At 56.0% G+C, this 12114-nt stretch carries 8 protein-coding genes; 6 read left to right on the top strand and 2 right to left on the bottom strand.

What is annotated here, in order from left to right; translation table 11 throughout:
- Positions 1-64 precede the first annotated feature (64 nt).
- Entirely contained in the window at positions 65-781 is a 717-nt protein-coding gene (locus tag WCT94_RS02790; protein WP_336867829.1) for a 4'-phosphopantetheinyl transferase family protein, read from the top strand.
- Between the two features lie 48 nt (positions 782-829).
- On the opposite strand, the gene WCT94_RS02785 is transcribed toward WCT94_RS02790, so the two are convergent.
- Positions 830-2791: a TonB-dependent receptor domain-containing protein gene (locus tag WCT94_RS02785; protein WP_336867828.1), complete on the bottom strand. Its 1962-nt coding sequence runs from the start codon at positions 2789-2791 to the stop codon at positions 830-832.
- 99 nt (positions 2792-2890) lie between these two features.
- Positions 2891-4153 carry an MFS transporter gene (locus WCT94_RS02780; RefSeq protein WP_336867827.1) on the bottom strand — a complete coding sequence of 421 codons (1263 nt, stop codon included), beginning with the start codon at positions 4151-4153 and terminating at the stop codon, positions 2891-2893.
- 331 nt (positions 4154-4484) lie between these two features.
- On the opposite strand from WCT94_RS02780, the gene WCT94_RS02775 reads away from it, so the two are divergent.
- Genes WCT94_RS02775 through dhbA form a run of 5 tightly spaced genes read left to right on the top strand, consistent with a single transcriptional unit; the run spans position 4485 to position 12105 of the window.
- On the top strand, positions 4485-5681 hold the full coding sequence (locus tag WCT94_RS02775) for an isochorismate synthase (RefSeq protein ID WP_336867825.1): 1197 nt from the start codon (positions 4485-4487) through the stop codon (positions 5679-5681).
- Positions 5678-7303 (top strand): (2,3-dihydroxybenzoyl)adenylate synthase, encoded by a 1626-nt coding sequence (locus WCT94_RS02770; RefSeq protein ID WP_336867824.1) that lies wholly within the window; start codon positions 5678-5680, stop codon positions 7301-7303. The genes WCT94_RS02775 and WCT94_RS02770 overlap by 4 nt, the downstream gene beginning before the upstream one ends.
- Before the next feature lie 10 nt (positions 7304-7313).
- Positions 7314-8189, top strand: a complete 876-nt coding sequence (locus WCT94_RS02765) for an isochorismatase family protein (protein ID WP_336867823.1) — start codon at positions 7314-7316, stop codon at positions 8187-8189.
- Positions 8186-11329: an amino acid adenylation domain-containing protein gene (locus tag WCT94_RS02760; RefSeq protein WP_336867821.1), complete on the top strand. Its 3144-nt coding sequence runs from the start codon at positions 8186-8188 to the stop codon at positions 11327-11329. Before WCT94_RS02765 ends, WCT94_RS02760 begins: the two co-directional genes overlap by 4 nt.
- Positions 11330-11334: 5 nt before the next feature.
- A complete protein-coding gene (gene dhbA / locus WCT94_RS02755; RefSeq protein ID WP_336867819.1) occupies positions 11335-12105 on the top strand; it encodes a 2,3-dihydro-2,3-dihydroxybenzoate dehydrogenase in 771 nt (256 codons plus the stop codon).
- Positions 12106-12114: the final 9 nt, after the last annotated feature.

The following is a 12114-nucleotide window of genomic DNA, read 5'->3' as shown; positions in this document are numbered from 1 at the left end:
TTAAGCGCAGTCTACGCAACGTTTACCGAATGCGGGTGCGATATGCTTGCCTGAGTGGAGTGACATGCTTTCTGCTTTTATCGATGATGTTGAATGGATTACTTTTCCACGGGCAACGGACGGTGCCGCCTACCCAGGTATTACTGCTCGCTGCCATTTCCATTTGTCTGCCTATGACGACGCGCTTTTTGCCGAGGCGAACATTCCTTTTTCCGATGCACTGGAGCGTGCTGTGCCGAAACGCCGCGCCGAATTTCTGGCTGGGCGCTGTCTGGCCAGACGCGTCTTGAACAAGCTGGGACATCCTGATTTTATTCTGCATAGCGCAGAAGACCGCTCGCCGCAGTGGCCGGAAAACATCGCTGGTTCGCTGAGCCATAACAAAGACAGCGTACTCTGTGCTGCCCATTTGCGTAGCGATGCGCTCTCGTGCGTGGGGGTGGATATCGAAGGATTTATGTCCGACGAACGTGCGCAATCGCTGTGGCCCGGCATCATTGGTGATGAAGAATTCCAATGGTTTCAGGAGCGGGAAGAAGCCTTTAGCTGTTTGCTGACGATCAGCTTCTCGGCGAAGGAGAGCCTGTTTAAGGCGCTTTACCCACAGGTCAGGCACTATTTCGATTTTCTGGATGCCCGACTGGTGGCGTTGGATATCACTAAACGCGAGTTTGAGCTGGAACTGCTGACCGATCTGACGCCGACGTTTTACGCCGGACGCCGCTTTAAAGGCGCGTATCTGCTACGAGAGTACGACGTCACCACGTTTCTCTGCTGCTAAAAAAGCCCGCGTGAGCGGGCTAGAGTTATTGATCAGAACCTATCGGCATCAGAACTTATAGCTCACGCCGCCGTATACCGTACGTCCAGACAGGAAGTAGTCGAGATTAGTGGCAACATAGTCCCGTTTTTCGTTGGTCAGGTTAGTGACGCCCAGCTTCAGATCCACGTTTTTAACTGGCGTGTAGGTTGCACCGATATCTACGGTATTAAAGCCGCGTGTTTTATTTGTTTCTTTATCACGTAAATATTGATTCCCCGTGTACTGGTAGGACACATAAGTTGAGAGGTTATCCAGTGCCTGCCAATTCAACTGCGTGTTAACCGTATTTTTCGGGGTTTGCTTCAGACGCTTTCTGGTGGTGCGATCTTCGGCATCAACCACGGTCCAGTTGGTAGTCCAGTTCAGGTCCTCTGTCACATCGATCCAGAATGAGGTTTCGATACCCTGAATGCGAGCCTTGCTGACGTTGAAGTAAGTAACCGTCGGGGATTTATTATCCCACGCCTCGGCTTGGATCATATCCTTGATATCATTATTAAACAGAGTAACGCCTGTGCCGAAGCGTTCTGCTTCATAGGCGGTGCCGATTTCATAGCTGATAGAGGTTTCTGCTTTTAGGTCTGGATTACCTATGCGTTGGCATCTTGTGCGACAGTCAGCTTTGGAATAGCCTTGGGTGAACTGGGCTAGCGTAGGTGCTTTAAATGCCTTATTGACGCCGCCTTTGATCACCCAGTTGTCGGTTAAACTATAAGTGGCGTAGGCTCGTGGGCTGAACTCGGTGCCGTAGACTTCATGGTGGTCGACGCGGCCGCCAAAGGTGAGGGCTAAATCCGCGATCTTGAATTCATCTTGCAGGAAAAGAGCGCTCTGATTGACGTCTACTTTCCCGCCTTTCATGTTCATGCTGTGTTCCAGCGATGTGATGCGGTATTCGCCGCCACCGGTTAGCAGATGATCGCCCAAATAACCGGAGATTTGTCCATCAACTGTCTGATTATTTTGAGTAATATCGGCAATGCCTTTATTAAGCTCAGAATTATCCATTAAGTCGATATTTTCGTAGTAGTAGCGTAACCGCGTATCGAAATTATCCCAGCTACCGTTATGTGTGAGTCCCAGACCGAGGCGATCAATTTTTTGTGTATTACGGACGGTTGCGCCAAAGTTATTCCAGTCGACGAAGCGGTCATCTTTGGTATAAGTCGCATCAAAATCCAGACTTTGCTGGGAGTCGATCAACCACGTCAGATTACCCAGCACGCTGTAGTTATCGCGTTTTTCCAGGGCATCCGTGTTGCGGTTTTGTGATAGATCGGTACGCCAGGCGTCACGTTTTCCGCCATCGACAATCAAACTGCCCAGCAGCGTATTCTCTATTAATGGCCCGCTGACGTAGCCATTCAGACGATTGTGGTCGCCGCCAGAACCTTCGGTCGGTGCCTGAAAGTTATAGCCGATCTCACCAGCAACGTTCTCCCCTGGCTGGCGCAGAATCACGTTTACCACACCACCTAATGCATCGGCACCGTACAAGGAAGACATTGGGCCACGAATCACTTCGATACGTTCAATCGCCGACATCGGAATGGAGCTAAGATCGAAATCATTCCCCATATCGGTCGCGAGTGATTCTTGGGAGTTGATACGACGACCATTTACCAGCAGCAACGTGTAGTCTGCCCGCATACCGCGGATTTTGATTTCGTTACGGCCATAACTGGTAGAGGGATTGATGTTAATGCCCGGCAGCTTTTTCACTGCGTCGGAAACGTTATTCACCGACATCTTTTCCAGTTCGGCGCGAGTGATGACAGAGACGCTGGCGGGGGCGCTTAGCGTGGTGTGTTTCGTCTGTGTTGCCGTCACGACGATTTTTTCATCTGCCGCGTTTTCTGCCTGCGCGAGCGCAGGCAGTGCCAGTAACCCGGTCACCAGCAGGGCGCGATACACCTTACTGTGTGGGAAATAATGATGTGAAAAACGATTTTCCGGTTTTAGCTGCATGTCAAAGACCCCATCAAAGAGTGGAAAAATATCCCCGTAAATAGATTGCGTGCTGTATTACGTGCATTGCCGATCCACTCATTGAGTGAATCGAACGGTTTATTGCCCTGTAGCCTGTGCCGTTTGGCGTGCGGCCGTCTTTCGGCTGCGTTCAGCCAGCTGTGGAATCAGGCGTAGGGTTAGCAGCATGGCGGCCAGCGCAAAGACGGTGCTGGCGACGGCGAGCTGTGAAAATCCATCAATTTTTCCCTCAACCGAGGTGCTCAGATAAGCGGCAGAAGCGACGCTGGCAAGCCCCGACGCCACGTTCGCCGCGGTTCCCTGATAGGACATGAAGGCGGCGCGCTGATGCGGCAGCGGAATACCTGCGGTAATCGCCAGCGTGCTGCTGGAACGGGCCGCGCTGAGTGCCATGAACAGGGTGAACACCAGATACAGGGAAAGTGAAAAAGGAAAAACGAAACCGCAGAGGATGACAACGGCCAGTAGCAGCGTCGTCACCACGATCGTCCGGCTGGCATACCCCCGATCCAGCAGGCTGCCGCACAGCTGCATGGTCACCATGCTTGCCAGCCCGCCGCAGAGATAAAGCAGGGAAATATCATCCCGCGGGAAAGCAAGATTGAACTGAAAGTAGTTGGAAAAATGGGGGATCAGCAGGAAATGACCGAACATTTGTAGCGACATGATCGTCAGCCCCAACAGGAAAAGGGGGGAGGCCAGCAGATCGTGTAATACCGAAGTGGGCGCTGTCGTGGGTGACGAACCTTGCTGAACTCGGTGCGTCGGCGGCATGGAAGGAAAGAGCCGCAGCACTAACAGCGCCAGCAGCAGGCCGCCGAGGCCGAAAATATAAAACGGCGCTTGCCAGTTAATACGGTGAGCTAACTCCAGTGAGAGCGGCATGATGATAATGGCCGCGAGTGAAAAACTCATACCGACGTAGGCCAGCTGCTTGCCGCGCTCGTTGGCCGGCACAATATCGACAACCGCCGCCATCAACACGCCAGAGGCCGGCCCAGCCACGCAGCCCGCCAGAATAAACAGCACTAAAAGATGGGTTTGGCTGGTGGCAAACATGCAGGCCGCTGTCAGGCCGAAGCGCAGCGTCAGCAGAACGATCAGAGCATGTTTACGGTTAAATCTGTCCAGATAAGGGGCGGCGAGGAAGCCGACAATGGCGGAGGCAAACGTTGCGCCGCCGCTAATGTAGCCGATGTTCTTGGCATCCATAGACAGGGCGCTGATGAAATCGGGACCTAACGGCATCACCATCATCAGGCTGCCGAGGGAAAGCATGTTAATTAGCAGCGCCAGATGCACAACGGATCGGGTGTGCTGGCGGTACATGCTTTCATCCATGACAGGCTCACATTTAGACACAGTTAGTAAAATATTCGCGCAGTCTAGCGCAGCTTAATTCCCCTGACAATGAATGATAAGTATTTTCATTATCATCTGTGATGTGGATTTTATAATCAATACATTCCTGTTGCTAACCATTAACCGTTATGAAAGATGCCCAAAAAAATTGATTAACATCAATATAACCCCTAATTAATGGGCGTGAATAACCATTCTGTGGAAGGATTGACCGAACACGTTACTTCAGTGTAATTTAACTGCGCTTGATATAAATGATAATGATTTTAATAATCATTGGTATTTAATTTGCGAGCGCAGGAGCTGCCTTGTGGATACACTGATTACAGAAGCTGAAACATTTAGCGGGCTAACTTATTCGGAACAGACCGCTTTTTTATATGCATCGGAACACCGTAGCCTTTCTACTTCCGGCTTATTTGAACGTATTTCGTCCCCTGTTTGTGCTCCAGATTCGCACGATGACAGGCTGAGCTCTGCAATCGCGCAGGCGTTCCAGCGGGCGCGTCAGGCAGGGCAGTCGCTGCCTATTGTGGTAGGGGCGATTCCTTTTGATACCACGCAACCCTCTTGTCTCTATATCCCTGATAATTATACCGTTACGACGAAATCTGAACTCGTCAGCCGGGCTCGTAAGCACACGGCGGCGTCACCTGCCGCACTAACGTTAAACAGCGTCCCGGATGAATGTCAGTTCAAGTCCATCGTGGCTGAGGCCGTTGAGCGCTTCCGACGCGGTGAACTGAGCAAAGCGGTACTGTCGCGCATTTTGGACATTGAGCTGGCGGGGCCTGTTAAGGCGCAAACGATCCTCAACAACCTGATGGTGCAGAACGCGGGTGGCTATCACTTCTCACTGCCGCTGCCAGATGGTTCCATCTTACTGGGTGCCAGTCCGGAGCTGCTGCTGCGTAAGCAGGGAAACGTCATTGTCTCCAATCCGCTGGCGGGATCGGCGCGACGAATGAACGATGAACATCTGGATTACCTGAATAGCCAGCGCTTGCTGAATTCTGGCAAAGACAAGCACGAGCATAAGCTGGTGGTGGACGACATCCGCCAGCGCCTGATGCCGCTGTGCTCGTCCTTAACGATTCCATCGGCACCTTCGCTGATGCACACCGCTTCTATGTGGCACTTGTCTACCGCCATCAGCGGTGCACTGGCGAACCCAGAGATGACGGCGCTTCAGGTCGCCTGCCAACTCCATCCTACCCCCGCGCTGTGCGGCTTCCCCACGCAGGAAGCGCGCCAGCTGATCGCCGAACTGGAACCGCACGATCGTGGCGTATTCAGCGGCATTGTCGGCTGGTGTGATGCCAACGGCGATGGCGAATGGGCGATAGCGATTCGCTGCGGCACCATCAAAAATAACAACGTCCGCCTGTTTGCCGGCGCGGGCATTGTTGAGGCGTCCGTCCCCGAGGATGAATGGGCTGAAACCGCCGCCAAATTAAACACGATGCTGAATGCGTTTGGGCTTAACTCAGGTGTGGATGGACTATGAGCATTGAATTTACGCCCTGGCCAGAGGAACTGGCACAGCGTTATCGCGACAAGGGGTACTGGAGCGGTCTGCCGTTAACGGATGCCTGGGAGCGCCACCTGGCGACGCAACCTGATGCCGTTGCGGTGGTGTGCGGCGAACGCCAGTGGAGCTATCGCGAGCTGGATCGGCAGTCTTCCTCGTTGGCATCGCGCCTGACGGAAAGCGGCCTGCGCTGTGGCGACACCGCGCTGGTGCAGTTGCCGAACGTGGCCGAGTTTTACCTGACCTTTTTTGCGTTGCTGAAAATAGGCGTTGCGCCAGTTAACGCGCTGTTTAGCCATAACAAGCTGGAACTGCTGTCATACGCCACACAGATCGAACCGCGCTTACTGATCGCATCGGCCGGACACCCGCTGTTCGGCAACGGTGAGTTTCTGGATCGGCTACAGACGCAGGTTCCCCGTCTGCAAACGGTGGTGATGCTCGGCGACAGCCCGCTGGGACACAGCCTGTCAGACTGGTTGCAGCCGTGTGCGTCGACCAACCAGTATCGGCCGTCTGCGTCGGGGCAGGTGGCTTTCTTTCAACTTTCTGGCGGCAGTACCGGTACGCCGAAGCTGATTCCCCGTACTCATGACGATTACTACTACAGCGTGCGTCGCAGCGTGGAAATCTGCGAGCTGACGCCACAAACCCGCTACCTGTGCGCGTTGCCGGCACCGCATAACTTCCCGCTAAGCTCGCCCGGTTCGCTCGGCGTGTTTTACGCTGGTGGACGCGTTGTGCTGGCACTGGATCCGGGGGCGATGACCTGTTTCCCGCTGATCGAACGCCATCAGATCGATATTACCTCGCTGGTGCCGCCCGCCGCCGCGCTGTGGATCCAGGCGGCTGAGCAGTTTGGCGGGGCGCTGCATAGCCTGAAGATCTTGCAGGTGGGCGGTGCGAAGCTGAGTGAAGCTGTCGCCCGCCGCATTCCGGCGGTACTGGGCTGTCAGCTACAGCAGGTACTCGGGATGGCGGAAGGGCTGGTGAACTACACCCGACTGGACGACAGCGACGAGCATATCTTCACCACGCAAGGCTATCCGATGAGCCCGGATGATGAAGTGAAGGTGTTGGACATCGACGGCAATCCGGTACCGAGAGGCGAGGCGGGGCTGCTGGCGACGCGCGGCCCGTATACCTTCCGCGGCTATTACCGCAGCCCGGAACACAACGCCCGCGCCTTTGACAGCGAAGGGTTTTACCACTCGGGCGATGTGGTGCAGATGACTGAGGACGGCTATTTGCGCGTGGTCGGGCGAGAAAAAGATCAGATTAACCGCGGTGGTGAAAAGATTGCCGCGGAAGAGATCGAAAACCTGCTGCTCAAACATGACGGTATTCTCCATGCCGCGCTGGTGTCCATGCCCGATCCGGTCATGGGCGAAAAGAGCTGCGCTTTTCTGGTGGTCAGCGATCCCTCGCTGAAAGCCATCACGTTAAGAAAATATCTTCGCAATCAGGGTATTGCTGAATTCAAACTGCCGGACCGCTTCGAGATGATCGACACCTTGCCCGTTACGCCGGTCGGCAAGATTGATAAGAAATCACTCCGTCAGCGCATCCAGACCCAACTTAGCACTCAAGACAAATAAGGATTTTGTGATGGCAATCCCTTCTATTGCTTCTTATCCCCTGCCGCGCGCACAGGATTTCCCTGAGAACAAGGTTTCCTGGGCGTTTGAACCTGAACGCGCGGTGCTGCTGATTCACGACATGCAGGACTATTTCGTGAATTTCTATGGCGCGGACAGCCCGCTGGCGCAGCAGTTGATCGAGAACATTGTGGCGTTGCGAACCTACTGCAAAGCACAGGGGATTCCGGTGGTGTATACCGCGCAGCCGAATGCACAAAGCGCGGCTGACCGGGCGCTGCTGAACGATATGTGGGGCGCCGGGCTGAATAATCACCCTGACAAGCAGCGTGTTGTGAGTGCGCTGACACCGGATGAGCACGATACGGTGCTGGTGAAGTGGCGCTACAGCGCATTCCACCGTTCGCCGCTGGAACCGATGATGAAAGAGATGGGTAAAGATCAGCTGATTATCTGCGGCGTTTACGGGCATATCGGCTGCATGATTACCGCGACGGATGCCTTCATGCGCGACATCAAGCCGTTCATGGTCGGCGATGCGGTGGCGGATTTCTCACTTCAGGAACACCAGATGGCGCTGAAATATGTGGCGACGCGCGCCGGACGGGTGGTTAGCACGGCAGAACTCACAGGAGCAAAAATGGCACAGGCACTGACGAAACAAGGACTGAGAGCACACCTGCTGACCTTGATCGACGAAGAAGAAGATCAGTTCGATGAAGATGAAAACCTGATCGATTACGGTCTGGATTCGGTGCGCATGATGGCGCTGCTGACCGAATGGCGCAATCAGGGCGTCACGCTGAGCTTTGTCGATCTGGCGCGTAACCCCAGCCTGAATGCCTGGTGGGCGCTGATCGAAAAACAGCAGGGAGCCGCATCATGAAGCCGTTGAGCGTTGCGCAGCGCGGGCTGTGGTTAGGCCATGCCCTGAACGATGATAAGGCGACGTTCAACACGGCGGAGTGTATTGCGTTTGACGGCAAAGTCGATATCGAAGCCATGCTGAGCGCGATCCGTCAGGCGGTCATGGAGTGCGAGTGTTTGTACTGCCAGTTTGTTGAGGTTGCGGGTGAACAGGCCGAGCAGCCGGAGATCGGCTTTGTGGCTTCACAGCTGCCAGTGCCGATCGGCGTACTGCCGATTATTGAACTGTTGCCTGCACCGCTGACGGATGAAGCGCAGACGATACGCCAGTGGGCGCGTGAGGAAATCGCCCGGCCGCTGGATTTGCTGAAGGAATTACCCTGCCGCTTTGCGCTGCTGTGCGGTGAAAAACGTGATTTTCTCTACAGCTGCGTGCACCACATTGCGCTGGACGGCTTTGGCACCACCATGCTGTTTCAGCGTATCGCCCAGATTTACAGCGCGCTGACGGCGGGGCAACCCGCGCCGGTGGCGGAGTTCGGTTCGTTCAGCGAGGTGCTGGAAGAGGAACAGCAGCGTGATGCCAGCGGGCAGACGGCGCAGGCGCGCGATTTCTGGCTGGAAACACTGAACGTGATGCCGGAGCCAGCCAGCTTTAGCGAGAAGAAAGCACCGATTGCGGCGCGTTTTTTGCGCCAGAGCAGCGTGTTGCCGACGAATATCTGGCAGCCGCTGACCGCGCTGTGTGAAGGCAATAAAATCAGCTGGCCGGATCTGTTTCTGGCGATGCTGGCGACGCACCTCAAACTGGTGTCCGGCAGCGACCGACTGACGTTCGGCATGATGGTGATGAACCGTATCGGTTCCGCCTCGCTGACGGTGCCGAGCATGCAGATGAATATTGTGCCGCTCTGTATTCAGGTGGATGAGCAGGCGGATTTTGTGGCGCTGGCGCAGCAGGTTGCCCGCACCAAGCGCACGCTGCGTCGGCATCAGCATTATCGCTATGAGCACTTACGTCGCGATCTGAACCGTGTGGGCGGCGAACAGCGGCTTTTCGGTCCGCTAATCAATATCATGCCGTTCGATCATCCGCTCAGCTACGGATCGCTGTCGTCCAACACGCTGAATCTCAGCGCCGGACCGGTAGAAGATCTGACCATCGAGATCCATTTCAAACCCGATGGCACACCGGTGCTGGATTTTGATGCCAACCCGGCCTGTTACAGTGCGGAAGCACTGGCCAATCTGCAAGAAACCCTGTTTACACTGCTTCAGCGCTGGCTGGCGCAGCCGCAGCAAACCTGCGGCGAACTGCTGGGAAGCTGGCTGCGTGAAGAACGTGAGCTGGCCCTGATCACCAGCCGCGAGCCTGAACCGTTCGTGGAACCGGTTCTGACGGCGATTGCCAAGCAGGCGCGTAAAAACCCGAATCATCCGGCGTTGACGCAGCGCGATCGGCAGTACAGCTACCAGCAACTGTTGGATCTGAGTGGTCAGGCCGCTGCGGCGCTGCATGAGCGCGGCGTTCAGCCCGGTGAGCGCATCGGCATTATGCTGAACCGCAGCCCAGAAACCATCATTTGCCTGCTGGCCGTGATGCAGTGTGGCGCGGTGTATGTGCCGCTCGATCCTGAACAGCCGCACGAACGTCAGCAGCACATCATCCAGATTGCCGGGCTACGCACAATTGTGACGCAGGCGGACTACCAGCATCGGCTGGCATCGGTCTTTTCCGGCGAGATTGTTCTGGCGGGGCATCTTCTGTCATCCAGCACACAGGCTGCCGCGCTGCCGCCTGTGGAGGCGAGAGACGGACAGATTGCCTATGTCATGTTCACCTCGGGATCGACTGGATTGCCGAAGGGCGTGGAGATCGGCGTCAGTGCGCTGGATCACTTCATCGCGGCGGCACGTCAGCGCTATGGTCTGCGCGCGGCGGATCGCGTGCTGCAATTTGCCCCATTTAACTTTGATGCCAGTATCGAAGAGATCTTTGCCACACTGACCAGCGGTGCAACGCTGGTGCTGCGCACCGATGAGATGCTGGAATCGATTCCGACCTTTGTCGAACAGGTAGAAGAACAGGCGATTACCCTGCTCGATCTGCCGACCGCATTCTGGAATGAGTGGGTGGTTGGGCTGAAAACCGGCACGCTGACCATGCCTTCCGCACTGCGCGCCATCATCATCGGCGGTGAAGCAGTGTACCCCGAGCAACTGGCGCAGTGGCAACGCCATGCGCCGGATACGCTGCGCTTAATTAACACCTATGGCCCAACGGAAACCACGGTGGTGGCGACCAGTTGCGATCTGCAAACGCAGTCTGCCGATGTGGCACAGCTTCCTATCGGTCTGCCGTTGGCAGGCGTCAACGCGCTGATTTTGGCGGCGGGCGACCGCCCTGCGGCGGAAGGGGAATTGGTGCTGCTGGGGCCAACGCTGGCGGCGGGTTATATCGGCACGGAGCGCACGGCATTTACACCGTTGGCGGTGGGCGACCGTGAGCTTCTGGCTTACCGCACCGGCGACAGAGTACGGCTGGAAAAAGGGCAGTTGCTGTACCTCGGGCGCATGGATAACGAATTTAAAATCAGCGGCTACCGGATTCAGCCAGGGGAAGTCGAAGCCCATCTGCTGGCACAGCCGGATGTTGATGAAGCCTGCGTTCAGGGCATTGTTTACCCCAACGGCGTGCGGCGTCTGGTGGCGTTTGTCGCCACGAAAGCCGGTGAGATCGACGCGCGTGCGCTGAAACAGCGTCTGGGCAGCGTGCTGCCGCCGGCGATGATCCCTACCGATTATCGCGCCTTCCGCCAGTTGCCGAAAACCGGCTCCAACAAGGTCGATCGCAAACGTCTGCTGGCGGAATACCACGACGAAGCACCGGCGCAGGCGTTAGCCAGCGAAACCGAAAACCGGGTCAGGGCCATCTGGCAGCAGATCCTCGGCGTATCGGGGATCCAATCGCGGGATAACTTCTTCGAGCTGGGCGGACAGTCATTGCAGACCATCCAGATCGTTAACCGTCTGGCCGCAGAATTTTCCGTCAGCATCAAGGTGTCTGATGTGTTCGATCATCCCCAGCTCAGCGACTTCTGCCGCTATCTGGATGACAGGCTGTCACAGGATGAAAACAGCGTGGAAATGGTGTGGTAGGGAAAATGATGAACAAGGCACAACCTCTTCAATTTGATTTCAGCGGCCAGACCGTCTGGGTAACCGGTGCGGCGAGCGGCATTGGCGAAAGCATTGCCCGCCAGTTTGTCGCGCTGGGGGCGAACGTGATCGGATTTGATCGCCAATTCTTGCATCAGGATCATCCGTTTACCTGCGTGACGTTGGATATCAGCGAGCCGGACAGCGTGGCGGCGGTCTGTCGCCAGCAACTGGCAGAAACAGGGCTCGACGTGCTGGTCAATGCCGCCGGGATTCTGCGTCTGGGCGACATCGATGTGCTGAGCGTGGACGACTGGCACCAGTGCATCAACGTCAATGCTTCTGGTGCGTTTTACCTGCTGAACGCGCTGGTTCCGCATTTCAAGCAGCAGCGCCGCGGGGCGATTGTCTGCGTCGGCTCCAATGCTGCGCATGTTCCCCGTCTACAGATGGCGGCGTACTGCGCCTCGAAAGCGGCGCTCACCAGTCTGTCTCACTGTGCCGGTCTGGAGCTGGCACCTTACGGCGTGCGCTGCAATCTGGTGTCGCCGGGATCGACGGATACGCCGATGCAGCGCGGCATGTGGCACAGCGCCGATGCTGAACAGCGCACTATCGCGGGTTTTCCTGACCAGTACAAACTGGGAATCCCGCTGGGCAAGATTGCTCAGCCGGAAGAGATTGCCAATACCGTGGTTTTTCTGGCTTCCGATCTGGCCAGCCACATCACTATGCAGGATGTGGTGGTGGATGGCGGGGCAACGCTGACGGCCTGATTTGCTGAG

The organism is Pectobacterium sp. 1950-15 (assembly GCF_037136835.1).
Taxonomy (GTDB): Bacteria; Pseudomonadota; Gammaproteobacteria; order Enterobacterales; family Enterobacteriaceae; genus Pectobacterium.
This window is presented reverse-complemented; position numbering and strand designations above follow the sequence as displayed.